Here is a 24,898-nt window from a genome sequence, read left to right as displayed (position 1 = left end):
TCCACGAAAAGGCAAAGAGATGACACCCCGAACGAAGTACGCGCGAAGTGGAGACGTGGCCATCGCATATCAGGTCTGGGGCAGTGGTCCAGTTGACCTTGTCTGGGCACCGGGAACGGCATCCCACCTCGATCTGGAATGGGAGATGCCACTTCGCGCTCTGTTTTTCGAGAAGCTTGGGGCGTTCTGCCGGGTCATCAAGTTCGACAAGCGTGGAACGGGGCTGTCCGATCGCCCAATCCGAATGGCGACACTTGAGGAACGGGCCGACGACATCCGGGCGGTGATAGATGCGGAGAAGGTGGAGCGCGCCAGCCTTTTCGGTGTTTCGGAGGGGGGCTCGATGACGAGCTTGTTCGCTGCCTTGAACCCGGACCGCGTGAGATCGCTGATCGTCTGGGGCACGCAAGCTCGTTGGTGTACTTCGGATGATCACCCATGGGGCATGTCGTCCGAGGCGTACGATCAGCTTATCAAGGATATGGCCGAGAACGGCCCCTCAGACGAATACATCCGTGGAGCAGGAGTCGGGCTCGGGCGTACTGTCGATCAAACGGTGGTCGATGCCTTCGCTCGTCATATGAGGGCCGCTGCAAGCCCGTCCGCGCATGCAGCCTACGAAGCGATGAACCGGGACATCGATATCCGGAACATCCTTCCCACGATTTCAGTCCCAACGCTGGTCATGAACCGGACTCAGGATCCGGTTGCATCGGTTGAAGCCGCGCGCGACATGGCGCGGCGCATACCTCAAGCAGAGATGAAGGAGTATCCCGGGGACACACACACCTTTGTCGCCAAGGATATGGATACGATTTTGGCTGACATTCAGTCGTTTCTGACCGGTGTGACGCCGGAGGTTGCGTCTGACCGAAAACTAGCCGCCATACTGTTCCTCGACGTCGTGTCATCGACGGACCAATTGGCGAGGGACGGGGATCAGTCATGGAGCAATACGCTGACCTCTTATTACAACATCGTGCGCAAGGAAATCGCACGCTACCGCGGCGAGGAGTTCACGGTTGCCGGTGATGGCTTCTTGGCACTGTTCGACGGACCCGCGCGGGCGGTACGATGCGCCCTCACCATTGCCGCCGCGGTGAAGCAGCTTGAGATCGACGTTCGAGCGGGTGTCCACGTCGGGGAATGTGCGATTGTTGGGGCCAACGTAACAGGCCTCGCTATCCACACGGGAGCAAGAATCATGAGTTCAGCGGAGGGGGGAATGGTTTTGACCTCTCAGACCGTGAGGGACTTGGTAGCGGGCTCAGGCCTCCGTTTCTCAGATCAGGGCGAGCGCGTGCTCAAAGGTGTGCCTGACAAACACCGGTTATTCCTCGCGATGTTGGAAGACGCTGGGGCGACTTCGTAGAGATTCCCCGCCTTGGTTCTAAGCCGTTCTAAGCTCGTAGCGGCAGCGAGCGGGCGGCCCCGCTTTCGGCCCCTGCTGCCCGTCAGCAATGCGCCTAAAGCAGACTTTGTCGAACGGCCACTTCTGACCCATTCCAGTCGTTCCCGTCACACCTGCCGGACGACCGCCGTGCGGCGCAAAGCGGACCTGCCGTCGCCCCCGCCGGGCTCGCCCTGGATTTCCTCAGCCTGCTCTCCGACATCGGCTGACCTTCGTCGGCGAGCAGCCCGACAGGAATCGGATCGAGGAATAGCGGCTGGCGCCCCCTAGCGCCGGCGTCAGGGCAACCGTGTTCCAAGTCGACCGATGGAGCGCGTGCTGTCTTGGCGTCGTCTCGGCGGTGCCAATAGTCAAGCCAGCGGTCCAATCGCCTTGATGAACGAGATCATTTACAACCGCAGAAGTGAATGATATCATTCATCCATGAAGTCCGCGCTTGAACGCATTCAGCTTGCTGCATCCAGCACCACACCGTCCTTGGTTCCGGTGGGTCTGTGGATGACGGCACATCCGATTCAGACGTTGTCGCAAAGTGCTGAGGAGATTGCGGCGCTGACCGTCACCTCGGTCTCGGCAGTCAACCGGTTTTCCAAAGCCGCGGGGTTCAAGGGCTTTGGCGAGCTGAAGGCCCATCTGGGTGTCGAGATGCAATCGGTGATGGAGCCGGTTCTCAAGTTGGGCCACGCGCGCGAAGAACCGGAATTGACGGAAATTGCGGAGGCCGTGCGGGGCGCTGGCGAGGCGCCACAGATCGCCACGGTCGCAACCTGGATCATGAAGGCGCGGCGCGTCTGGTTTCTTGGTCTCGGGGCGTCAAGCCATTTGGCCGGCTATGCAGTGCACACGCTGATGCCATTTGTCGAAGCGATCGAAGCCGTCGCGGGCGAGGGCGGCACCGAAGAGGTGGCCCGCCGGCTCATGCGGTGCGGCAAGGGTGATGTTTTGATCGCGCTCTCGCTGCCGCGCTATTCTAGGGACACCGTTCATCTCGTCCGCTTCGCCCGCGATCGCGGCGCCTCCATCGTGGTGATCACTGACGACCAGGCCTCACCCTTGAGCGCGATCGCCCACATTCGGCTCCTGGCGCCGGCGGCACATGGCGTGCTGCCAAGTTCCGCCATCGCCATGATGGCGGTGATCGAGGCCTTGGCCTCGGGAGTGATGACGCAGAATCCGGACGCTGTGCGATTGGCCCGCGATCTGGCCGAGACAGTATTAGCCTATCTGGCGCCGCGCTCCGTGTCGCCGGAAAATCAAAACCTTGAGGAGGAAGAACCATGAAGACGAAAATCGCAGCCCTCGGCTGCGGCGCCATAGCGGCGTTGATGCTGGCCGGCACGGCACATGCTGGGGCGGTGCTCGATGCCATAAAGAAGAACGATGTCGTGACCTGCGGAGTTCACACCGGCAATCCTGGTTTTGCACTGGCCGACAGTTCCGGCAAGTGGGCCGGGTTCGACGTCGATTATTGCCGCGCGCTGGCGGCTGCGGTGCTCGGCGACGCCAACAAGGTCAAATATGTGCCCACCAGCGGCCAGACCCGTCTGACCGCCCTGCAAAGCGGCGAGATCGACGTCCTCGCGCGCAACACGACCTGGACTTACACCCGTGACACTTCGCTGAACCTGGTTTGGGTCGGCATCAATTTCTACGACGGCCAGGCCTTCCTGGCGCCGAAGAAAGACGAGCTGACCTCGGTCAAGCAGCTCACCGGCGCAACCATCTGCGTCGACTCGGGCTCGACCACCGAAAAGAACCTTGCCGATTACTTCGCCGCCAATGGGCTGACCTACAAGGCCGTCGTTTTCGACCAGCAGGAGGCTTCGCATCAGGCTTTCATCAACGGACGCTGTGACGTCTACACAAATGACTTCACCAGCTTGGCGTCGTTTCTGACGACCGAAGTGCCGAACAAGGAAAATTATCAAATCCTGCCGGAATTGATCTCGAAAGAGCCGCTGGGGCCGGCGGTGCGCCGTGGCGACGACGATTGGTTCGCAATCGCCAAGTGGGTCCTCAATGCGATGGTCCAGGCCGAGGAACTTGGTGTCACATCGCACAACATCGACGACCTCAAGGCCAACAGCAAGGACCCCGCGGTGCTATCGATTGCCGGGGCTGGCGACGATCTCGGCCGCTTTCTAGGGCTGAGCAAGGACTGGAGCTACAACATCGTCAAGCAGGTCGGTAACTATGGGGAGGTCTTTGACCGCAATCTCGGATCCGGGTCGGTGCTGAAGCTGCCGCGCGGACACAATGAATTGTGGATGAAGGGCGGCCTGCTCTATTCCCCGCCGCTGCGCTGAGCCGATGTCGGGGGTCGATCTCTCCCACAAGGAAGGCGGGGCGCGGGCCATCGCTCCCCCCATCCCCGCCCCGCGTCGACGCGCAGCGGGGATGATCGCCGTACAGGTGCTGGTTCTGGCCGTCGCCGCCGGGGCATTCCTCTGGCTCGCCCATAACGCGGCGGTCAACCTCGCTGCCCGCCACATCGCATCAGGCTTTGGCTTCCTCGGTGATACGGCCGGCTTTTCGATCTCGGAAGGGCTGGTTCCCTACACCAGCCGCAGCAGCTATGCCGTTGCCTTCGCGGCCGGTATTGCAAATACCCTGCGCGCTGCTCTTCCGGCGATCGTTTTTGCGACCCTGATTGGGCTCGTCCTCGGCATCGGACAGATCAGCCGCCATCCGCTGGTGCGCTTGATCACACGTGGCATCGTCGACCTGATCCGGAACATCCCGCTGCTGGTCCAGTTGCTGGTCTGGTATGTCGCCATGCTCGAACTGCTGCCACGAGCCGCCGATGCGCTCAACCTCGGAAATATATTGCTGCTGAGCAATGGCGGACTTGCCTTTGCCAAACCATTGATGACGGCGCCCGAGGCGGGTGTCCTGATCGTCTCGATGCTTGTGCTCTTTGCAGCGGCGCTGCTAGTCAGAGGCCATCGAGCCGGCGCACTTGCCGCCGCCGCTGTGGTTTCGGCAGCGCTCTGGCTCTATGTCCCGGATCGCTGGGATGTGCCGGTGGTCGGCCTGTTTGGAATTAACGGCGGTGGCACGGTCAGCGTCGAATGGGCTTCGCTGGTGGGTGCGCTGACGCTCTACTCAGGCGTCTATTGCGCCGAGATCGTCCGCTCGGGCCTCCTCGCCGTGCACCGCGGGCAATGGGAAGCCTCTCATGCGCTGAGCCTGACACGCGGCCAGACCCTGCGACGGATTGTGATCCCGCAAAGCCTGCGGGTGATCGTGCCGCCCTATACAAGCCTGGTCATGAACACGCTGAAGAACTCGTCGCTGGCGGTGGCGGTGGGCTATCCCGATATCGTCTCGATCGGCACCACGTCCCTTAACCAGACCGGACAGGCGATCGAATGCATTGCCATCATCGCGGCGGTCTACCTGTCGCTTAACATTCTCACCGCCGCGGTGATGGGGAACGTCAACCGGCTCGTTCAGTTGCAGGAGCGTTGAGGTAGATGGCAACCATGCTTCTTCCGCCAAAACCTGTGGCGACGGCGGCCCGGCTGCGCGCCTTGCTCTTCGCCGACACGAAAACCGGACTGGTCTCGTCCGCTCTACTGGCGCTCTTGGCTTGGGCGCTGTGGCGGGCCCTCTACTGGGGCATCTTCGCCGCCGAGGTCGCACCGAACCCCGAGGTCTGCCGCGCCGTCGCTGGAGCCTGCTGGGGTGTGCTGGTCGAGAAGGCGCGGCTGATCCTGCTGGGTCGCTACCCCCAGGGCGAACAATGGCGCCCGGTGCTGGGGTGCGCCCTCCTGCTCGGATGCCTCGGCGCGGCGGCTCTACCGCGCTTCTTCGGTCGATCGGGCCTTGCACTGGTGAGCCTGGCGCTGGTTGCTTTCGCCATCCTGCTCGGTGGCGGTATCTTCGGGCTTACGCCGGTTGGCACCGACCTCTGGGGCGGCCTGCCGCTGACCATTCTGCTGGGAGTCATCGCCTGCCTGCTCGGCTTGCCGCTGGGCATTGTGCTGGCGCTCGGGCGGCAGTCGCATCTGCCGGTGCTGTCCTGGCTTGCAACATCCTATATCGAGCTGGTGCGTGGGCTGCCGCTGATCACCCTGCTGTTCTTCGGGGCCTTCGTGCTGCCAATCCTGCTGCCGCCGGCGTGGCGGCTGGACCCGATGCTGCGCGTGGCGATCTGCGTCGTACTCTTTGCCGCCGCCTACCAGGCCGAGATCTTCCGCGGCGGCCTGCAGGCGATCGGTAGAGGCCAGCGCGAGGCGGCCCACGCGCTCAACCTAAACCGCTGGCAGACCCTCACGCACGTCGTCATGCCCCAGGCACTTCGAATTACAATCCCGCCCTTGGCGAGCCTTTTCATCGGCACCATCAAGGACACCTCGCTGGTAGCCATCGTCAATATCTACGACCTCACGGGAACGCTTCGGCTGGCCCAGGGCGATGCGCAATGGCGGCCCTATTTCGTCGAGATGTACATGATGGTCAGCGCCATCTACCTCGTCATGGGCCTTTCCATAGCTACCTATGGCCGATATCTGGAGCGCCGCTATGCCCTTAAATGACCCCGCCGCAGGCATATTGCTCTCCATTGAAGGGGTGCACAAATGGTTCGGCTCCTTCCATGCCCTCGACGACTGCTCGCTGAGCGTAAATCGCGGCGAGAAGATCGTGATCTGCGGGCCCTCCGGCTCAGGCAAGTCAACGCTCATCCGTTGTATCAACCGCATCGAGGAACATGACGCGGGCTGCATCGTTTTCAACGGCACGCCGATCGATGATTCCCGCCTCGCTGTGCAGGCCCGCAAGGGCATCGGAATGGTATTCCAGCAGTTCAACTTGTTTCCGCACCTCAGCGTCCTCGACAACGTCATGCTGGCACCGACGCTGGTCAAGAAGCAAAGCCCCGCGGCAGCGCGCGAACAGGCGATGGCGCTTCTCGACCGGGTGCATATCGCCGAGCAGGCGCTCAAGATGCCGGGGCAGCTCTCGGGCGGCCAGCAACAGCGCGTGGCGATCGCGCGGGCGCTGGCCATGCAGCCGCAGCTGATGCTTTTTGATGAGCCCACTTCGGCGCTCGACCCGGAGATGGTGGGTGAGGTGCTTGACACGATGCAAGACTTGGCGAGCGACGGCATGACCATGATAGTGGTGACTCACGAGATGGGATTCGCCCGCAAGGTCGCCGACCGCGTTGTCTTCATGGAGGCCGGGCGGATTCTCGAGATCCAGCCGCCTGAAAAATTCTTCGTGCAGCCGCAATCCGAACGCAGCCGCGCCTTCCTCGGCAAGATCCTGACTCATTGAGGCTTCATGAAAGTACCCTATTCCTTGGCCCTTCACGGCGGCACCGGAACGATCTTGCCTGGCAATCCTGCCGCTGAAGCGGGCTACCGGCAGGAGATGATCGCGTCGTTGAACGCCGGGACGGCGGTGCTGGAGGCGGGCGGGTCGGCCATCGACGCGGTTGTCGAGACGGTGCGCATGCTGGAGGATTGCCCGCTTTTCAATGCTGGACGCGGCGCCGTCTTTACCGAGGATCAGGTTCATGAGCTCGATGCCGCAGTCATGGCGGGCACCGGGCTCCAGGCAGGTGCAGTCGCCGGAGTGCGTCGCATCCGTAATCCGGTCGTGGCGGCAGCGGAAGTCATGCGCGCCGCGCGCAGCGTGCTATTGGGCTCGGATGGGGCCGAGAAATTTGCCCGCTCCCGCGGTCTTGCCCTGGTCGAGCCCGACTATTTCTCGACCCCACACCGCCTGCGGCAATTGCAAGATTTGCGCGCCCATGACACCAACGCCCAAGCGCTCGACCATGATGCTCCGGCAGAGGGTCGTTTCGGCACCGTTGGCGCGGTGGCGCGCGACCGCGAAGGGCGTCTCGCGGCCGCAACCTCAACCGGCGGAGTGACCAACAAGCAGGCCGGACGGATCGGGGACACGCCTGTCATCGGCGCGGGGACCTACGCGAACGACCGCTCCTGCGCGATCTCGGCGACCGGCACCGGCGAGCATTTCATCCGTGCCTGCATCGGCCATGATATCCACGCCCGCATGGTGTACGCGGGCCTGACGCTGGACGAAGCGATGGCGGCCGCCATCGCCGAGGAGCTAGCCCCGATCGGCGGGCGGGGCGGATTGATCGGCATCGATTTTGGGGGCAACATCGTCATGCAATTCAACTCGATCGGCATGTATCGCGCCTGGGTACGCGAGGGCGACGGCCCCGAAACCGCGATATTCTGAGCCGGGCGGGTCGAAATGGTGGAGAAGTCCCTGACCAAAGCGAGAGTCGCCGAAGAGACGATCGCGGCGGCGGAAAAACTGCTGGGGCTTAGCTATACGGCCGCGGAACGGGCGCAGATGGCAGATAACCTCGGCGGCCAGATCGACGCGGCGCAGGACTGCCGCGCCATGGTCTTGCCAAATGATGCCCCGACGGCCAGCCGCTTCGACCCCAGACCGCCGGGGTTTCGTATGCCCCCGGGACCGGACGCCCTGAGCTTGTCCTCGGACCTGCCCGCGCTACCCGCCAATGCCGAGGATATCGCTTTCGCGCCGCTCACGCATCTGGCGGGCTGGATGGCCAAGGGCGCGCTCACCAGCCGTGCGTTGACCGAAATCTACCTTGACCGGATTTCGGCCCTTGCCCCCCGGCTCGAATGCTTCGTCACGGTCACTCGCGAACTCGCGCTGGCCCAAGCGGAGGCAGCCGATGCTCTGACCCGCGCCGGGGTCCACCTTGGCCCGTTGCACGGCATCCCTTACGCGCTGAAGGACCTTTTCGACACGAAAGGCATTGTCACCGGCTGGGGTGCAGAGCCGTACCGCGACCGTGCTCCCGACAGCGATGCCTTCGTGGTGCGCGTCTTACGCGCGGCTGGGGCAGTCTTGCTCGGTAAGACCGCGGTCGGTGCACTGGCTGATGGCGACACCTGGTATGGGGGCATTGTTCGCAATCCGTGGAATCTTGGCGAGGGCGCGCGCGGATCGAGCGCCGGATCGGCCTCGGCTGTCGCGACAGGCCTCTGTGGTTTTTCCATTGGCACCGAGACCCTGGGCTCGATTGTTGCACCGAGCGATCGCTGCGGGGCGACCGGGCTGCGGCCGACCTTCGGGCGGGTATCTCGGGCGGGGGTAATGGTGCTTTGCCCCTCGCTCGACAAGGTCGGGCCGATCTGCCGGGGCGTCGAAGATTGTGCAATTGTCCTGTCAGTCCTGAATGGTGCTGATCCGGAGGACACCAGCTCGATCGCAGCACCTTTCCGCTTTGACGCGACGGCGGGTATCTCGGGCCTGCGGCTGGGCTATCTGCCCAAAGCCTTTGGCGCGGAGGCGACAGCGGTTGATCATGCCGCACTGGCGGCGGCACGGCGTCTCGGAAACGAGGTGGTCGAAGTCTCGTTGCCCGAACTTCCCTATGGCTCCTTGAAGAACCTAATGCTTGCCGAGGCAGCGGCCACCTTTCAGGCGCTGACGTTGAGCGATCAGGATGACCTTCTGCGCTGGCAGGGCGACGAAGCCTGGCCCAATACATTCCGCAAGGCGTGGTTCCTTTCGGCCGTCGATCATGTCCAGCTCGACCGGCTGCGCTACCAGGTCATGCTCGCGCTCGACGGGCTTTTTGCCGAAGTTGATGCCCTGATCGGGCCGCTCGATACCGGACCGATGCCGCTGGCCAGCAATTTCACCGGCCACCCGTGCCTACACATGCGCGCCGGGTTCCTGGAGCTTGCCACACGCCCGCCGGCCTCGGTTACGGCGGTCAAATCGGAGGCTGAGACGGGGCTGAAATCCCGGGTGCCGCAGGGCATTTCGCTCTGGGGCCGGCTTTTCGATGAAGGCAAATTGCTGGCTTTGGGTCTCGCGCTTGAAGCTGCACTTGGTGTGGCAGCAGAGCTGCCACAATTGTAAATCTGCGCGCCCGTGGCCGTCCGGCTCCTTGCTCGATCCGATGCTGAAATTCGAACCGACGACTTGGAACGAGACAAGCGTTCCTGGAATATTGAGCGCCGCAGATGACATGGGCCAGGCAGAAATGATGCTGGCGTGCCGCAAGCGCCCGATCGGCTAGTCAGTTTCTCACCACCTTGAACGCCCGCCTAGGTAATCCCGCGCAGGCCGGAAGGTCCGATTCTGAATATCCGAGCCCCGAAGCCGCCTGTCCGCTCTCGGCCCGGTTGTGTGCGTCAAGTTCTGCAAAAAGGGGCGGCCCTGTTGCTGGTCATGCGGCTTGGCGTAGAGCGAGCTTCTTGTGCTCGCGCAGGTCGTCCATGTTGATGTAGCGGTTGGCCTCCATCCAGTTCTCGTTGGTCTCGACGGCCAGCGCCCTGACGAGGCGCAGGCAGCTTTCGGCGTTGGGGAAGATGCATACGATATAGGTGCGCCGGCGGATTTCCTCATTGAGGCGTTCGAGCATGTTGGTGGACTTGAGATGCTTGTGGTGCTGGCGTGGCAGGCAAAAGAAGGTCAGCGTGCGCTCGATGGTCTCCTCCACCCACGTCGTCAGCCTTGGATAGCGGCCCGACCATTTGGACAGCCATGCGGCGAGATCGGCTTTGGCCTCGGCGAGATCGCGCCGGTCGTAGAGCCAGCGCAGCTCCTGCAGGCAATCGTCGCCGTGCTTCCTCGGCAGGTGATCGAGCGCGTTCCTGAGGAAGTGCACGTAGCAGCGCTGCCAGGCGGCTTCGGGGATCACCTCGCCGATTGCCGCGACGAGACCGGCATGGTCGTCGGACACGACCAGCTCGACGCCCTTGAGGCCGCGCGCCTTCAGCGAGACGAGAAAGTCTTTCCAGGCCGAACGGCTCTCGCGATTGGCCATCTCCACAGCCAGGATCTGGCGCCGCCCGTCCCAGTCGATGCCGACCGCAATCAGCACCGCCTGGCTCGTGACGATGCCGGCTTCACGCACCTTCTCGTAGCGAGCGTCGAGGATGAGATAGGCAAAGGGCTCTTGAAGCGGCCGCTCGGCAAAGGCCTTCAGGCTCTCGTCCAGCCGCTTGTTGATGGCCGAGATCGACGAGGCGGAGAAGGCATGACCGCACAGCTCCTCGGTGATCGCCTTCACCTTGCGGGTCGACACGCCCTGCACGTACATCTCCGCAAGGGTGGCCACCAAGGCGCGCTCGGAACGCTGGTAGCGCTCGAACAATTCGGTGGAGAAGCGGCCCGCCCGGTCCTGCGGAACCCGCAGCTCAAGCTTGCCGACACGGGTGACAAGGGTGCGGCCGTAATAGCCAGAGCGATAGCCAAGACGCTCCGGCGTGCGCTCACTCTTCGAAGCACCCAGCGCCTCGTCCATCTCGGCCTCGAGCACCTCCTGCATCACCGCACGGATCACCTCGTGCAATCCATCCGGGTTCGAAAGCAGAATGTCTTTGACGGCGGCTATGGCGGATTTATCTTCAGTCTTGGTCATGGTGGCGTTCCTTCGCGGGAATCGGTGACGTGAACAATCACCAGCCTGCCATGACCGCCCTCTCGCAGCGAATTTGCAGAACTCTCAGCACACTACCCGGCCCATTGCGGTCATTTTAGATTATGGCTTCAAAGGCCGCGTATGTTTGCAAAGGACGGGGTTAGCTAAAGTCGACTGTATTGCGTCACGGGACCATACGGGACGATACGGGAGGATTTCTGATTTTCGTCCGCGAGAAACTCAATAAAATCAAAGATTTTTATACATCCTCCGGGCCCACCATGACCGTTATTTATCAATGACTTAGTGCATATTTCTTGCTTCCGTTAGCCAGATCCAGGGTGGCGAACTCCGCGCATTGCTTTGATTTTGTTGACTTATGGCGGGCTCCTGAGGCCCACCAGACGAAGTGGAAGGGGATCGCGGCGACCGGCGGCCGAGCGCGTCCTCCTGCGATACGCCGTCCACTTTGATTGTCGTTTCTAGATCTGCCGATACAAATTTCAGCAATTCAGTCTGCGACGGGCCCTTGGGCTCACTCCAATTCAATCGTCCCCTCAATGCCTGCCTTCCTCGCTGGGAAGGAACCTTTGATCCAATCCGCGAAGGCCTGGGCGGCAGCGGACGGGATTGATAGCCGGGGAAGCAAGAGGTGAAAAGCATGACGGATCACGGGCCTGGCATTGACGGGTTGAATGAGCGTCCCGTTCGAGAGGAATCTCTGAACCAGCGGCGGGCCGATCAAGGCAAATCCCTGACCTTCGAGCGCGGCCTGAACCAGGTTCGTATAGGAATTCACGGTTATTCCGGCCTTCGCTCTTGCCAAATCGAGTCCGTGAACACGTAGCCAAGTCGACCACCTGGTATGTTCGTCATATGGACCTTCCAGGTGAATGAGGGGATAGGTCAGGAGTTCGGACGGCTCGAGCATCGTGCCCGCGGGAAGAAATGTATTGGCGCAGGTAGGACTTATCTCTTGCCGAACAAGGAATGTCGTCTCGGCGTCATCAAACGGTGGGGAGCCGTATCGGATCGCGAGGTCCATGTTGTCCTCGAACTGCAAGTTGCTGTCTGAGACGATAAACCTCAGTTCGATGTCGGGGTGGATCGCCCTGAACTCACCGAGTCTCGGTGATAGCCAATAGGTCATGAAACCCGGCGTGGCGCCAACATTGACGACGTTGGTGTCGGAGCGCCGGCTGATTTCGAGCGTCGCGCGCAGCGCTCGTTCAAGGACCTCGGAGATGGCGCGGTGATACCTCTCTCCTGTCCTTGTCAACCGAACCGAACGTTGCAGCCGTTCGAACAGCGGCACACCGAGAAATCTCTCCAGGGCATGAATCTGCTGGCTGACCGCGACACGCGAAACGTTCAGCTCCGACGCCGCTTTGGTAAAGCTAAGCTGACGTCCGGCGGCCTCGAAGGTGATTAGAAGATTGGGCGGCGGCAGCTTGTGGCGAAGTTTTTGCATAAAGCCCAGCTTACCCATTGCGTAGGAATTAAGCAACTTGCCAACTGTCCGCCGGGACGTAATCTGCCTCCTGCTTAATAAGCCGAAAAAAGACCTGATCGCGCGCCGCGGGGAGGCAGCAGCAATGCCGCTCGCCGCGAATGGTCAGGCATAACTTCGCCAAAGGGGAATGAAATGAAATCTCTTCTTGCAGCAGTCGGCATGATCGGCGCGAGCTTTCTGGCAGGCGCATCGCCCGCCAGCGCCGCGTGTGGCACGGTGACGATCACCGAAATGAACTGGGCCTCGGCCGCCGTGGTGACCGCCGTTTCGAGCTTCCTGATGGAGCAGGGCTACGGCTGCACGGTGAAGAAGGTGCCGACCTCCACGGTTCCGGCGCTCACTTCGCTCGCCGAAACGGGACAGCCCGACATCCTGACCGAAGTCTGGCCCGGCGTCGCGGATATCTATTACAAGCTCGAGAAGGAGGGCAAAATCGTCAAGGTGGGCGACGTTCTCTCCGACGGTGGCGTCGATGCGTGGCTGATACCCGATTATCTCGCCGAAGCCCATCCCGAGTTAAAGACGCTCGACGGCATCCTGGCCAACCCGAAGCTCGTGGGCGCCCGGTTCAACAATTGCCCGGTCGGTTGGGGTTGCCGCACCTCGAATGACAACCTGATCAAAGCCTTCGAACTTGAGAAGCATGGGATCGAGGTTTTCAACCATGGTTCAGGCGAGACGCTTGCTGCTTCGATCGCCGCGGCCTACACCGCGAAGGAGCCTTGGTTCGGCTACTATTGGGCTCCCACGGGGGTCCTCGGAAAGTACAAGATGGTAGAGGTCGACATGGGGCCCGTCGACAAGGACAAGGCGAAGTGCAACGCCACGGCCAATTGCCCGACCCCAGGCAAGACCGGTTGGCCGAAGGCCACGGTTTTGACCACGATGTCGAAGCCTTTCTATGACAAGAACCCTGAACTGGTCGCGCTCATGAGCAAGGTGAGCTTCACCAACCAGATCATGAACGAGCTTCTTGCCTGGCAGGAAGACAAGAAAGCAACCGCCGACGAGACAGCCGTGTATTTTCTGACAAAATACAAGGACGTTTGGCCGAATTGGCTGTCCGAGGACGCCAAGGCGAAGGTTACCGCCATCGTGAAGTAACGTTCCGGGTTCGCGGGCAGATACTGTCTGCGAACCCATCGCCGTTGTTGTGGATCCTGGGTTTCGAGATGGCATCGCGCTGCGCGCCAATCCGACACCAGACTGAAGGCGCCCCATGGCTTTTTACGACGGACTTTTCAATCAGCTCGGACTTCGTGGGTGGTGCGATGCCTCGGACACCACAGGTCCGATGAGCATGGCCGAATTGCTCAAGAAGAGCAAAGAAGCCAATGCGGGCGGGCAGGCTCCGGCGGACGCTCCGTTCCCTTCGCTCGACGCACTGCATGACGCCTGTCGCGCCGTGCCGCGCACCAGGGACCTCACTGCCGGCATCGAGAGCAGCTTCCTCCAGGTGCGGGTGGCGTTGAAGACGGTGCTCGATCCGCTGACGCAGCCACTGTCATGGCTTCTGGATTTCTCACTCAGGGTGGTCGAAGTCGTCCCGTGGTGGGCGCTGGTGATCGCGCTTCTGCTGCTTGTTTATTTCGTATCCCGGTCATGGTCCATCCTGGTCCTGGTCGCCACGACTTTGTTGCTCTTTGGCTTCATCGACCACCTTCATTACGCGCTGCAGACGATGGCAATCGTCTTCACCTGCACGTTCATCTGCATCCTGATTGGCATACCAATCGGCATACTGATGGCGAAGAGCAACCGGTTTGAGCGGCTTTCGCTGCCTGTCCTCGATATGCTGCAGACGCTTCCGTCCTTCGTTTACCTCATTCCACTGATCTTCCTCTTCTCGGTCACCGAGTCGAAGCTCTACGGGATTGCCATCATTCTTTATGCCGTCGTTCCGGTAATTCGGCTCACGAACCTCGGCATCCGTATGGTTGACGGCAATGTCGGCGAAGCCGCAGATGCCTTTGGCATGGACCGCTGGCAGAAGCTGGCGAAGGTGGAGATGCCGCTGGCGCTTCCGAGCATAATGGCGGGCGTCAATCAAACAATCATGATGGCGCTTTCGATGGTCGTGATCGCATCTCTGGTGTCGGCTCCGGGGCTGGGCGTCCTCGTCCTGCGCGGCATCAACAACCTCGAACTAGGCGTCGGACTGGTCGCGGGCCTCGGCATCGTGCTCTTGGCCATCAATTTCGACAGGGTGAGCAAGGCCTCGATGGCACGCGTCAATGGAACGCTCCAGCCCCGGGGAGAAAGCCGTTGACCGAGCAACCGAAGATTTCCATCCGGAACCTGTACAAGATCTTTGGTACCGATCCGCAGTCCATGGTGTCCAAGGTCCAGGGCGGTATGAGCAAGGCCGAGCTTCTGGAGAAACACAACCATGTCATTGGGCTTCAGGACATAAACGTTGACATACGCCGCGGCGACATCACCGTGATCATGGGTCTTTCGGGTTCGGGAAAGTCTACGTTGATCCGCCATCTGAACGGCCTCATCAAGCCTACCGCCGGCGAAATCCTCCTCGACGGCATCAATGTGGCGGGCCTCGCTGGGGCAGCGCTCCGGGAGCTGCGCAGGTTTCGGATGTCGATGGTGTTCCAGAACTTCGCTCTGATGCCGCATATGCGGGTTCTCCAGAACGTCGAGATGGCGCAACGCGTCAGAGGCGACAGCGCGTTGGATGCCCATCACAACGCGATCAAATGGCTGGAGCGGCTCGGCCTCAAGGGGTTCGAGAACCACTATCCGCACCAGCTCTCCGGTGGCATGCAGCAGCGCGTGGGAATCGCGAGAGCGCTGGCTTCCAATTCCGATGTCATGCTTATGGACGAGGCGTTTTCAGCGCTTGATCCTCTCATGCGAACGGACATGCAGAACCTTTTGCTCGAACTTCAGGAAGAGCTTTCCAAGACGATCGTCTTCATCACCCACGACCTGGATGAAGCGCTCAAGATCGCCGATTACCTGGTGATCCTGAAAGACGGCGTGGTGGTCCAGCAAGGTGAGCCGCAGAGCATCATCCTCAATCCAGCCGACGCTTACATCGAGAAGTTCGTGAACGACATAAATCGGGCACGCGTGCTCCGTGCGGAATCTGTGATGGTGCCGGGTATCATCGTCAAGTCCGGCACATCGGGGCAGGTCGATGTGGACGACAATCTCGAAACGGTGATGGCGCGTTCGCAAGGCGATCTCAGCAAGACCTTCGCCGTCGTCAGGGACGGCATTCCGGCCGGGTTGATAAAAATGCAGGACGTCTTCACGGCATTGGTCCCCCGGCATGCCCTTCCGCCGGCGGCCGCAGGAGCAATCAAAGAGGCACAGAGATCTTGAAGTATCTCGACCATTTCTACGTCGACGGCCGCTTCGTTCCTGCAAGAGACAGGCCGCAGAGGGTCGTCATCAACCCGGCGACGGAAGAACCCGCCGGAAGCATCGCGATGGGCACAACGGAGGACGTCAACGCGGCAGTCGTAGCTGCCCGGAAAGCCTTCGGCACCTATGGTCACTCTTCGCGCGAGGAACGCCTGGAGATGCTTCGGCGCGTGCTTGCGCTGTTCGATGAGCGCGCCGAGGAGTTTGCGCAACTGACGACACTCGAGATGGGCGCGCCGATCACATTCGCGCGGCAGGCCCAGATCGCCGGGTCGAGGGCGCACATAGCCGATACCATCCGCATTCTCGAGCACTACGAATTCGAGCGGCTGGCCGGCCGGACGCTGTTGGCGTTCGAACCGGTCGGCGTCTGCGCTCTCATCACACCATGGAACTTCCCGGTTCTCCAGATCGTCACGAAAGTAATGCCGGCGCTGGCGACCGGCTGCACGATCGTGCTGAAGCCGAGCGAATACGCGCCGATCAGCCCGATGCTGTTTGCCGAAGTGCTCCACGATGCCGGCGTGCCGCCCGGCGTCTTCAACCTGATCAACGGTGACGGGCCCACGGTCGGCGAAGCGATGTCGAGCCATCCGGATGTCGACATGGTGTCATTCACGGGATCCACCCGTGCAGGCGTTCAAGTCGCAAGGAACGCCGCCGACACCGTCAAGCGTGTCCATCAGGAACTCGGCGGAAACTCCGCCAACATCCTGATGCCGGATGTCGATCTGGAGCCGGCCGTGACCAAGGGAGTTCTCGGCGCTTACCGCAACGCGGGCCAGTCATGCACCGCGCCGACGCGCATGCTCGTGCCTCGGCAACTGCACGACGAGGCAATCGGGATCGCGAAGCGGGCGGCCGAATCCGTGATTATCGGCGACGTGAACGACGAGGCTACCATGCTCGGCCCGGTGATGAACGAACGACAGTTCGAGCGCGTCAATTCTCTGATCGAATCCGCGGATCGGGAAGGCGCAACCCTCGTGACCGGCGGGTCCGGCAGGCCGTCGTCGCTGAACCGAGGATATTTCGTGAGGCCGACGGTGTTCGGCCATGTGACGGAGGAGATGACCGTGGCTCGAGAGGAGATGTTCGGCCCGGTTGTCAGCCTCATCCCCTATGACAGCGTCGATGAGGCGATCGAGATCACCAACGACACTCCCTATGGCCTCGCCGCTTATCTGCAATCGAAGGATCTCGGCGCGGCCAAACGCGTCGCCTCGAAACTTCGCGCCGGACAGGTGATGATCAACCACCCGGCCTGGGATGCGTCCGCGCCGTTCGGAGGCTTCAAGCAGTCGGGCAACGGTCGCGAATGCGGGGAATTCGGTTTCGAGGCATTCCTCGAGGTCAAAGCGATTGGCGGACTTCATGAAGGCTGAGCCAAGCCGTTCCAGCATTCGAGCTCAGCGCACCGCGGCGACAAGCGTTCCCACGGCCGCCGCGATCCGCTGACGCAGTCCCTCGGTCGGTTCGTTCTCCGGCCCGAAATCGTGGTCCAGCGCATAGACAGACCCGGGTACGACGACCGCTCGAAAAAAAGCAAACAAGGGTCGAAACTGGTGGTCGATCATCAATTCGTGGCTCGGTGCCTTGGCGGTCGCGGCGACCAGAACCGGACGCTCGCGAAGAGCGTTCATGTCCAGCACATCGAACAGATGCTTCAGCAGGCCTGTGTAGGATGCCTTGTACACCGGTGACCCGACCACGAGTGCATCACATGTTTCGATCGCCATCCAAATTCTGTCGATTTCAGGCGGCGCGTTCTTCCTTCCAAAAGTGGCGCCAAGGGACGGTCCGGCATCCACCAGGTCGAAGACCTGGGAGCCCCAATTCAATTCTCTCGCCGCTGCGTCGACAATCGTCTCCACCATTCTCCGGGTCTTCGAAGGGCGGCTGAAATTACCGCTGATTCCGACTATGGTTCCCATTGAGCCAGCCTCCTTTCCGCTGTGTTTCGCGTCCGTCACAGCCCGGCCGCGGTTGACGACGCGATCGACGTTAGCCGAGCAGAAAACGACCATCGCGGATCTATTGCCGCCAGGTAGACCAGTGCGCTCCGCGGCAATGGACCGGTCGAGCGCGTTCAGTCATACCATGCGTCCCAAAGATGCGCGCGATCCAGCCCGTCCGAGAGAAGGAACGTAGGCACTTCGTGGGCGCTGCGTTCGCATCCGCTGCGGGGAGACGCCATGGAATGCCTTGTAGCACTTGGCGAAATGGGACCCTGAGACAAAGCCGCACGCTACGGCCACGTCGATGATGGCCATGTTTGATTGCAGGAGCATCAGCCGTGCTCGATCCAGGCGAAGCTCGAGAAAGTAGCGGGAGGGAGATGTCGCGAGCTCTCTGGCGAAAAGACGCTCCATCTGCCTACGGGAAAGGTTGATGTGCCTCGCCACCGCCGTGATACCCGTCTGATCCGCGATACTGTCTTCCATGAACTGAACGGCCGACAGCACAAGCGGGTTAACGCTGCCCAATGTCCTCAACGGACTGGGCTGCCGTTCAAACGGCTCCCTTATACGGTCGACAATTGCCTGTTCGCATATCGCCAGCGCCACTCGTCGGCCGCAGTCCTTTTCAATAAAGTGGAGCATCATATCGAAGGAGGCCGTCCCGCCAACGCAGGTATGGATGTCGTCGTCGCTTTCGACGAGGCCGCTGCCGACAATGACAGACGGAAACGTCTCTCTGAAGATTGGAAGGTTCTCCCAGTGGATGGTGCAGCGCCTCCCAGCCAACATTCCAGCATTCGCGAGGATGTGCGCACCTGTACAGATTCCCGCCACGGGAATGCCGAAATTCCGGCTTTGGCGCAGCCACCCCGCGACAGATTTGTCCACCGCATGCTCGACGTGCCAGCCCGTGCAGACCACGATCATATTCGACCGCTCCGCTCGTGTGCTCGAACGCTCTGCAGCAACAGAGCGATCAGGTGAAACCGACAATCCGCAGCTGGATCGCACGGGGTTACCGTCCACGGTGACGATCCGCCATCGATAGACTTCTTCCCCCATGACCGCATTCGCCAAACGCAACGCTTCGATCGCGGACGCAAACGCAAGCATGGTGAATTCGGGCACGATGTAGAAAACGAAGGTCTTTGACACGGGCTCTTTGGTCATTTGTCAGATCACTCGAAACTGGAGCGGCGGTCATGCTTCCGTGCCCCAATCACCTGTCAAATCATGCCGTCGCGTAGGCGGCTTGTTTCTGAAGGATCAGATCGGCGCCTTTCTCTCCGATCGCCATGCTGATGGCATTGAGATTGCAGCTCGGTATCTGCGGGATGATGGAGGAATCGACGACGCGCAGGCCCTCCACGCCGATGACCTTGAGGTCCGGTGTCACGACGGCCATCGGGTCGATGCCCATCTTGCATGTGCCGCACGGATGGTAGCTGCCGCTCGCGTTCTCGCGCATATAGGCGATCCACTCATCGTCCGTTTGCACATCCTTGCCAGGCTTGAACTCGCCGGTGACGTATGGCGCGAACGCTCTCGAGTTCAGCGCGGCGCGGGCTATCCTGCCGCCAGCCATCAACGTCTCGATGTCGTAGCGGTCGCTCAAAAGGTTCAGCTGAATCTTGGGCTGTTCGTATGGGTCGGCCGATCGCAATTCGAGATAGCCCCGGCTTCGCGAATTGTTGACGTTGGGCTGGAGATTGATCGCGGCCTCCTTCTGCATCTCAATGCCATCATGGGTGTAGTTCGCCGAAAAGGCCCCGAAATGGTACTGGATGTCGGGATATTCGAGTTCTGGTCTGGTCCTGATGAGACCTACGCCCGTGTAGGTGTAGGTGGCGTAACCTGAGCGGTCGAGGAGGAACTGAGCGCCGTATTTCAGTTTTCCCAGGAGGTTGAACTCCTGGTTCGCGGTCTTGACGTTGACGTAGGCCTTCACTTGCGTGCTGGCATGCTCCTGGAGGTTCCGGCCCACGCCGGGGCTGTCGTGCAGCACTTCGATGCCGTGCTCCCGAAGCTGCTCCTGCGGACCGATGCCGGAGAGCATCAGGAGCTTCGGCGAATTGACCGCGCTCGCTGACAGGAGGACCTCGCCGACGCACTGCTCAATCCGCGTCTTGCCACCGGCATCGAACTCGACGCCCGCCGCGCGGCGTCCGTTGAACACGATCCTGCGCACCACCGCGCCTGTTACGATCCTCAGGTTAGGCCGCTTCTTGATCGGGTCAAGGTAGCCTCTGGCCGCGCTGAAACGAGTCCCCATGTGCTGCGTGACATGGATGATGGCCGCGCCGTCGGTGGGTTCGGCGTTGTAGGCGGGATTGTGCGGATAGCCTAGTTCCTTCATGGCTTCGACGAAGACGTAGGCAAGCTTGGGAGGCTTACGGACAGCGCTGATGACAACCGGGCCGTCCTTACCGTAGATATCGGTCACGCCGTCCCTGTTGCCCTCGACCTTTTTGAAATAAGGCAAGATTTCGTCATAGGACCAGCCCCGGTTCCCCAGTTGCGCCCAATGGTCGTAGTCGCCTCGGTTTCCGCGGACATAGAACATCGCGTTGATCGAACTGGAGCCGCCGAGTCCCTTGCCACGGGGCATCATGTCCCGGCGGTTATTCCGGGTCGGATCCGGTTCGGTCATGAACTTCCAGTTGGTGCGCTCGTCGGCCATCGCCTTGAACGCCAACGCGGGCATGATGATGTTCAACCTCTTGTCGCTGCCGCCGGCCTCCAGCAGCAGTACTTTTGTCGACGGGTCAGCGCTCAGCCTGTTGGCGAGCACGCAGCCCGCCGAACCCGCACCTATGACAATGTAGTCCCAGTTCATCATCTCGCCGGTCGGTTCTGGGAAATCAGCTTCGAGAGAGTTCGGAGGGTGGCGCGAATGTCCGCCTCCGGTATGCCCTCCAGCTGATCTTTCTGGAAATTCTGCCAACGCGTCCGGATCGCCTCGCGCCTATGCCGCCCGGCTTCGGTGAGGATCAACTGGCCGTCGGCCGAGCTGACGAGCATCCCGCGCTCAACAAGCGTGGCCAAGGCGTCCTCCGTGTCCCGCTGACCGAGATATGTGACCCGCGCCACCTGGTCCGTCTTCAGGCCCGGCATGTCGTATACGCAGGCAATCACCCGGGCCACCGAGATATCGAGACCTTCGGCATGGCGGTGCTCGTCGAAAACGGCCGAAAGGAGATGGTGCGCTTCGAATATCTGAGGAATGATCGTTCCCTCGGTGGAAGTCTCGGGCGTCAAGCCGCCGACCTCAGGCGATGGCGAAACCTCCGGGTGAGAGTAGGCGACGCTGTACTGGCCTTGGGCAAAAAGCAGCGGCTCCCCCTCGAAGCGACTGGCGCGGCGCACAAGACCGATCAGGATCGTATGGTCGCCGCCTTCGACCTGCGAGTAGGTTTCGCACTCGAAGTGCGCCAGACAACCGTGAAGCAAGGGGGAGCCGAACTCGCCAGTCGACCATGAGGCATCCGCGAACTTGTCCTCGACCTTGCTCGAGAAATGTCTGGAGACATTCATCTGCGTCGAGGCGAGGATGTTTACGGCAAAGCGCTTGCTGTTCGTGAACAACGGATAGCTGCGTGAGGCGCGACTAATGGACCAAAGCACCAGCGGCGGATCGAGTGACACGGAAGCGAAGGAGTTGACGGTGACGGCGGCCCGCTGCTCTTCCATCTCCGTGGTGATGATCGCAATACCTGTCCCGTAAAGGCCGAGACACCTGCGGAAGAGACGGCTATCGTTCGCTGGATCGCCCTCCTCGATCGGCTGGCGAGCGGCGTCCTCAGTAAAGAGCGTGTCTTGGCTGGTGTTCGTTTGCATATCCGATTCTCGTCCAATCAAACTTAGCTGGCGAGACGCTCATCCAAGGGAGGCTTGCCCTCGTAGCGGCTGGCGGGAACCGGGAGGCCGAGATTCTCGCGGAGAGTTCGTCCTTCATACTCATCGCGGAAACGGCCGCGTTTGCGCAGTTCCGGCAGAACCAGTTCGACAAAGTCGTTGATGCCGTGTGGGAGAAGGCTCGGCGTTATGTTGAAGCCATCGGCGGCACCCTGTTCGAACCAGGACTCCATCTCATCGACGACGTCGGCCGCGGTTCCGACGATGGTCTTGTGCTCCTGGGCCATGCCGATCTTCTTGTAGAGCTGACGTATTGTCAGGCCCTGCTTCTGGGCGAGGTCGTAGTACATCTGAGCGCTGCTCCTGAGGCCGACCTTGTCAAGGTCCGGCTTTGGCACCGGGCCGTCCAGTGGCAGATGCGAAAGATCGCCAAACGATCGGTAGAGCATCGAAAGGCCAACGATCGGATCGATGAGCGCCTCGAGCTGTTCGTATTTCTCTTGCGCTTCCTCGCGGGTGCGGCCGACGATGGGTGTCAGGCCGAGCATCATGAGGAGGTCGCTCCTCTTGCGACCAAAGTGCTCCAACCTGTCCTTGACGGAAGAATAGTAGTCCTGAGCGGACTTGAGGTCGTTCTTGGCCATGAAGACCATGTCGCAGTACTGGGCCGCGATCTGCTGACCGGGCTCCGATACGCCAGCCTGCACCAGGATCGGCCGACCCTGCGGCGAGCGTCGGACGCTCAACGGTCCGCGGACGGAGAAATGCTTGCCTACGTGGTCGAGGACATGCATTTTCTTTTCGTCGTAGAAGACCCCGGATTCCTTGTCGAGAAGAAACGCGTCCTCGTCCCAGCTGTCCCAGAGACCGGTGACCACCTCGACGAACTCGTGCGCGCGCTCATAGCGGGTGTCGTAATCGAGTTGCTTGCTCATCGAGAAGTTCCAAGCCTCCTGATCCGACCAGGAGGTCACCACATTCCAGGCGGCGCGGCCTCCGCTGATCTGGTCGAGCGAGCCGTATTTGCGCGCAATATGATAGGGCTCGTTGTAGGTCGTCGACGCCGTGGCTACCAGGCCGATGTTGCGGGTAAGAGGGGCCAAGGCTGAAAGGAGCGTCAGCGGCTCCAGTTCCACGTTGTGGCGCGATCTGCACATCGATCCCTTGGGCTTGTCGTCCAGCCGGACGCCTATACCGTCCGCCAGGAACAGCATGTCGAACTTGGCGCGTTCGGCTGTCTGCGCCACTTCCAGAAACGATTGGAAGAGAGAGGCGCCATCCGCCGGTACATCCGGATGCCGCCACGAGCCAACATGGTATCCCATGTACCGCATGGAGAGACCGAGCTTCATCTGCTTCTTGTTCATAAGGAAAACCCTCCGTTGGCATGCGTGGCGGCGGCGATCTGGCGATGGCACGACCGGCGGACATGCTCTTGTTGAGGGCAACTTCCGACTTCGGCCGGACATTGTAAACGCCGAAAAAACTGCCGTTGTTGTTAAGCGGAGCTTACGCCTGGCATGGGCAGAAGTTCTAGAAATATGAGGAAAATCCTACAGCCAGATTTCTCGACCATTGCACCAAGTCAAGTGGGCGCTGGAACAAGAGGTCGCGCCGCTTTCGACGCCAATCCAGCCAGCCTGAAATGTCGCTTTTCGGCATACCACAGCGCAAAGCCGACAGTCCGTTTACGGCCCCAAACGGGTCGCTGCTTTTGTGCAGCAGGCGGCTTGCGACTTTTGCCCTAGGTGTTAGGGGCGCGCCGGGATAGCATGTGTGCGGATTGGGAGTGTGCGATGACGGAAGTCTCGATGCGCCGGGCGGACTTCATGATGGTCCTCGCCTATGCTTCGGACCTTGCCACTGGCCATTCTCGCGACTTCGCGCTGAAATCCTGCGTGCTTGCGATGCGGATCGCCGAGCTTGCCGGCCTTTCCGATGAGATTCGGCGCAATGCCTACCACCAGTCGATGCTGCGCTATGTCGGCTGCAATGCCGACACCGACCTTCTGTCGGCCACCTTCGGCGACGAAATCGCGCTCCGTCAGGATCTCGTCGGTCTCGACATGGGCAACCGTGCGGAACTGGGCAGGGTCTTCGTGCAGGCCTTTAAGCGGCTCTACTACGATCTCGATCCCGACGCGCAGGCCAAGGCAATCGAGGCCGCGATGTCGCAGGCGCTTACCGTGGCCCGCCCGGTCCTCACCGCGCATTGCGAGGTAGCGCAGCGGATCGGCGAGCGGCTGGGCCTGTCCGACGAGATCCGGCGCAATCTTGGACAGATCTACGAACGCTGGGACGGCAAGGGCCTGCCGCGCGGGCTGAGCGGCCAGGACGTCCTGCCGGCCGTGCGCCTGATCACTTTGGCGCAGGATGCCATTGCGCTCAGCGATGCCGTGGGCATCGACGCGATGGCCGAAACCATCGCAAGCCGGGGCGATGGTCCATACGAGGCGGAACTGGCCCGGCTCGTCTCCACTAACGCCACGGCGCTGATGGAAGGCATCGGCGCGACCGTCGACCGCGAGACGATTTTGGCGCTGGAGCCCGATCCGCCGGTGACGCTGGACGAAGCGGCTTGTGACGAGGCTTTCCTCGCCATCGCCGACATGATCGACATGCGCATGCCGTTCACGCAAGGCCATTCGCGGATGGTGGCGGAACTGGCCGAGGGAGCGGGGGCAGGGATCGGGCTGCCGGCCGCCGACGTCCGCGCGCTGCGCTGGTCGGGCTGCATCCATGACATCGGCGAACTGGTGGTGCCGGTGGCAACCTGGATGCGCAACGGTCCGCTGTCGGTCCGTGAGCGGGACGCCGCTCAGCTGCACGCCTATTACGGCGAGCGGGCGCTGGCCTCGTTCGGTCGCCAGGGCGATGCTATGGCCGGGCTGGTGCTTCGCCATCACGAACGCCTGGACGGATCGGGCTATCACCGCAAGGTCAGTGGTTCCGACCTGTCGCCGGCGGCGAGGATCCTGGCGGCCGCCGAAGCGTTCCAGACGTCGCGGGAGGAACGGCCGCACCGCAAGGCGTTATCCAGCGACGCTGCGGCGACACAGTTGCGCGCAACTGTTCGTGACGGCTGTATCTGCCCCGACGCCGCCGAGGCCGTGTTGTCCTTCGCCGGGCAGCCGTCGCGCCGGGCGCCGCCCCGGGCGCTCGGCGGCATGACGCCACGGGAGATCGAGGTGCTGCGCCTGATCGCCGCCGGCCTTACGGCGAAGGAGGCGGCGCGGAAGCTGGATATCTCGCCCAAGACCGCGGACCATCATATCGAGAGCGTCTATTCCAAGATCGGCGTGACCACACGCGCCGCCGCCGCGCTCTATGCGGTCGAGCACGGCCTGGTCCGACCGGGCGAAACGCAGGCATAGGGAATA

Annotated in this window: 20 protein-coding genes; 13 read left to right on the top strand and 7 right to left on the bottom strand. The window is 61.5% G+C overall.

The features are described from left to right. Positions 1-55: 55 nt before the first annotated feature. From EJ070_RS04175 to EJ070_RS04140, 8 genes are all read left to right on the top strand, one after another. On the top strand, positions 56-1,372 hold the full coding sequence (locus EJ070_RS04175; protein ID WP_189350365.1) for an adenylate/guanylate cyclase domain-containing protein: 1,317 nt from the start codon (positions 56-58) through the stop codon (positions 1,370-1,372). Positions 1,373-1,834: 462 nt separating this feature from the next. Next, entirely contained in the window at positions 1,835-2,692 is an 858-nt protein-coding gene (locus EJ070_RS04170; RefSeq protein ID WP_126090180.1) for a MurR/RpiR family transcriptional regulator, read from the top strand. Positions 2,693-2,736: 44 nt separating this feature from the next. After that, entirely contained in the window at positions 2,737-3,717 is a 981-nt protein-coding gene (locus EJ070_RS04165) for an amino acid ABC transporter substrate-binding protein (protein WP_245464811.1), read from the top strand. 4 nt (positions 3,718-3,721) lie between these two features. Next, complete coding sequence (locus tag EJ070_RS04160; RefSeq protein ID WP_126090178.1) at positions 3,722-4,882, top strand: ABC transporter permease subunit; 1,161 nt, start codon at positions 3,722-3,724, stop codon at positions 4,880-4,882. A gap of 5 nt (positions 4,883-4,887) precedes the next feature. Continuing rightward, the gene (locus EJ070_RS04155) at positions 4,888-5,952 is read left to right on the top strand and encodes an amino acid ABC transporter permease (RefSeq protein ID WP_126090177.1); all 1,065 of its coding nucleotides are present in this window, start codon (positions 4,888-4,890) and stop codon (positions 5,950-5,952) included. Continuing rightward, positions 5,939-6,694 carry an amino acid ABC transporter ATP-binding protein gene (locus EJ070_RS04150; RefSeq protein ID WP_281059640.1) on the top strand — a complete coding sequence of 252 codons (756 nt, stop codon included), beginning with the start codon at positions 5,939-5,941 and terminating at the stop codon, positions 6,692-6,694. Before EJ070_RS04155 ends, EJ070_RS04150 begins: the two co-directional genes overlap by 14 nt. A 6-nt stretch (positions 6,695-6,700) precedes the next feature. After that, complete coding sequence (locus EJ070_RS04145; protein ID WP_126090175.1) at positions 6,701-7,630, top strand: isoaspartyl peptidase/L-asparaginase; 930 nt, start codon at positions 6,701-6,703, stop codon at positions 7,628-7,630. Positions 7,631-7,645: 15 nt separating this feature from the next. Beyond that, positions 7,646-9,298, top strand: a complete 1,653-nt coding sequence (locus EJ070_RS04140; RefSeq protein ID WP_126090174.1) for an amidase — start codon at positions 7,646-7,648, stop codon at positions 9,296-9,298. A gap of 310 nt (positions 9,299-9,608) precedes the next feature. On the opposite strand, the gene EJ070_RS04135 is transcribed toward EJ070_RS04140, so the two are convergent. Together EJ070_RS04135 and EJ070_RS04130 are read right to left on the bottom strand one after the other, a co-directional pair. Continuing rightward, complete coding sequence (locus EJ070_RS04135; protein WP_126090173.1) at positions 9,609-10,805, bottom strand: IS256 family transposase; 1,197 nt, start codon at positions 10,803-10,805, stop codon at positions 9,609-9,611. Positions 10,806-11,340: 535 nt separating this feature from the next. Continuing rightward, positions 11,341-12,312 carry a LysR substrate-binding domain-containing protein gene (locus EJ070_RS04130; protein WP_126090172.1) on the bottom strand — a complete coding sequence of 324 codons (972 nt, stop codon included), beginning with the start codon at positions 12,310-12,312 and terminating at the stop codon, positions 11,341-11,343. Between the two features lie 138 nt (positions 12,313-12,450). Between EJ070_RS04130 and EJ070_RS04125 the strand changes: the two genes are divergently transcribed. The 4 genes from EJ070_RS04125 to EJ070_RS04110 all read left to right on the top strand — a co-directional run bounded on the left by EJ070_RS04125 (position 12,451) and on the right by EJ070_RS04110 (position 17,087). Next, positions 12,451-13,422: an ABC transporter substrate-binding protein gene (locus EJ070_RS04125; protein ID WP_126090171.1), complete on the top strand. Its 972-nt coding sequence runs from the start codon at positions 12,451-12,453 to the stop codon at positions 13,420-13,422. A gap of 115 nt (positions 13,423-13,537) precedes the next feature. Further along, entirely contained in the window at positions 13,538-14,587 is a 1,050-nt protein-coding gene (locus EJ070_RS04120; RefSeq protein ID WP_126090170.1) for an ABC transporter permease subunit, read from the top strand. Next, on the top strand, positions 14,584-15,660 hold the full coding sequence (locus tag EJ070_RS04115; protein WP_126090169.1) for an ATP-binding cassette domain-containing protein: 1,077 nt from the start codon (positions 14,584-14,586) through the stop codon (positions 15,658-15,660). Before EJ070_RS04120 ends, EJ070_RS04115 begins: the two co-directional genes overlap by 4 nt. Next, a complete protein-coding gene (locus EJ070_RS04110) occupies positions 15,657-17,087 on the top strand; it encodes an aldehyde dehydrogenase family protein (protein WP_126090168.1) in 1,431 nt (476 codons plus the stop codon). The genes EJ070_RS04115 and EJ070_RS04110 overlap by 4 nt, the downstream gene beginning before the upstream one ends. A 24-nt stretch (positions 17,088-17,111) precedes the next feature. Here EJ070_RS04110 and EJ070_RS04105 read toward each other — a convergent pair whose 3' ends face one another. The 5 genes from EJ070_RS04105 to EJ070_RS04085 all read right to left on the bottom strand — a co-directional run bounded on the left by EJ070_RS04105 (position 17,112) and on the right by EJ070_RS04085 (position 22,885). Further along, positions 17,112-17,636, bottom strand: coding sequence for an NAD(P)H-dependent oxidoreductase (locus tag EJ070_RS04105; protein ID WP_189350363.1), 525 nt, complete (start codon positions 17,634-17,636; stop codon positions 17,112-17,114). 159 nt (positions 17,637-17,795) lie between these two features. Continuing rightward, positions 17,796-18,833 (bottom strand): GlxA family transcriptional regulator, encoded by a 1,038-nt coding sequence (locus EJ070_RS04100; protein ID WP_126090166.1) that lies wholly within the window; start codon positions 18,831-18,833, stop codon positions 17,796-17,798. A gap of 61 nt (positions 18,834-18,894) precedes the next feature. Continuing rightward, a complete protein-coding gene (locus EJ070_RS04095; RefSeq protein ID WP_126090165.1) occupies positions 18,895-20,499 on the bottom strand; it encodes a GMC family oxidoreductase N-terminal domain-containing protein in 1,605 nt (534 codons plus the stop codon). After that, the gene (locus EJ070_RS04090; protein ID WP_126090164.1) at positions 20,499-21,500 is read right to left on the bottom strand and encodes a flavin reductase; all 1,002 of its coding nucleotides are present in this window, start codon (positions 21,498-21,500) and stop codon (positions 20,499-20,501) included. The genes EJ070_RS04095 and EJ070_RS04090 overlap by 1 nt, the downstream gene beginning before the upstream one ends. A gap of 23 nt (positions 21,501-21,523) precedes the next feature. Next, the gene (locus EJ070_RS04085) at positions 21,524-22,885 is read right to left on the bottom strand and encodes an LLM class flavin-dependent oxidoreductase (RefSeq protein WP_126090163.1); all 1,362 of its coding nucleotides are present in this window, start codon (positions 22,883-22,885) and stop codon (positions 21,524-21,526) included. 429 nt (positions 22,886-23,314) lie between these two features. On the opposite strand from EJ070_RS04085, the gene EJ070_RS04080 reads away from it, so the two are divergent. After that, complete coding sequence (locus EJ070_RS04080; protein ID WP_126090162.1) at positions 23,315-24,892, top strand: HD domain-containing phosphohydrolase; 1,578 nt, start codon at positions 23,315-23,317, stop codon at positions 24,890-24,892. The last annotated feature ends 6 nt before the right edge of the window (positions 24,893-24,898 follow it).

The organism is Mesorhizobium sp. M1E.F.Ca.ET.045.02.1.1 (assembly GCF_003952485.1).
Classification (GTDB): domain Bacteria; phylum Pseudomonadota; class Alphaproteobacteria; order Rhizobiales; family Rhizobiaceae; genus Mesorhizobium.
The sequence above is the reverse complement of the archived record's forward strand: the minus strand, read 5'-3'. Positions and strand labels throughout refer to the sequence as shown.

Coding starts and splice junctions, on each gene's coding strand:
- EJ070_RS04170 (WP_126090180.1), top strand. CDS start 1,835: ATGAAGTCCGCGCTTGAACGCATTCAGCTTGCTGCATCCAGCACCACA.
- EJ070_RS04165 (WP_245464811.1), top strand. CDS start 2,737: ATGCTGGCCGGCACGGCACATGCTGGGGCGGTGCTCGATGCCATAAAG.
- EJ070_RS04160 (WP_126090178.1), top strand. CDS start 3,722: ATGTCGGGGGTCGATCTCTCCCACAAGGAAGGCGGGGCGCGGGCCATC.
- EJ070_RS04155 (WP_126090177.1), top strand. CDS start 4,888: ATGGCAACCATGCTTCTTCCGCCAAAACCTGTGGCGACGGCGGCCCGG.
- EJ070_RS04150 (WP_281059640.1), top strand. CDS start 5,939: ATGCCCTTAAATGACCCCGCCGCAGGCATATTGCTCTCCATTGAAGGG.
- EJ070_RS04145 (WP_126090175.1), top strand. CDS start 6,701: ATGAAAGTACCCTATTCCTTGGCCCTTCACGGCGGCACCGGAACGATC.
- EJ070_RS04140 (WP_126090174.1), top strand. CDS start 7,646: ATGGTGGAGAAGTCCCTGACCAAAGCGAGAGTCGCCGAAGAGACGATC.
- EJ070_RS04135 (WP_126090173.1), bottom strand. CDS start 10,805: ATGACCAAGACTGAAGATAAATCCGCCATAGCCGCCGTCAAAGACATT.
- EJ070_RS04125 (WP_126090171.1), top strand. CDS start 12,451: ATGAAATCTCTTCTTGCAGCAGTCGGCATGATCGGCGCGAGCTTTCTG.
- EJ070_RS04120 (WP_126090170.1), top strand. CDS start 13,538: ATGGCTTTTTACGACGGACTTTTCAATCAGCTCGGACTTCGTGGGTGG.
- EJ070_RS04105 (WP_189350363.1), bottom strand. CDS start 17,636: ATGGGAACCATAGTCGGAATCAGCGGTAATTTCAGCCGCCCTTCGAAG.
- EJ070_RS04100 (WP_126090166.1), bottom strand. CDS start 18,833: ATGACCAAAGAGCCCGTGTCAAAGACCTTCGTTTTCTACATCGTGCCC.
- EJ070_RS04095 (WP_126090165.1), bottom strand. CDS start 20,499: ATGAACTGGGACTACATTGTCATAGGTGCGGGTTCGGCGGGCTGCGTG.
- EJ070_RS04090 (WP_126090164.1), bottom strand. CDS start 21,500: ATGCAAACGAACACCAGCCAAGACACGCTCTTTACTGAGGACGCCGCT.
- EJ070_RS04085 (WP_126090163.1), bottom strand. CDS start 22,885: ATGAACAAGAAGCAGATGAAGCTCGGTCTCTCCATGCGGTACATGGGA.
- EJ070_RS04080 (WP_126090162.1), top strand. CDS start 23,315: ATGACGGAAGTCTCGATGCGCCGGGCGGACTTCATGATGGTCCTCGCC.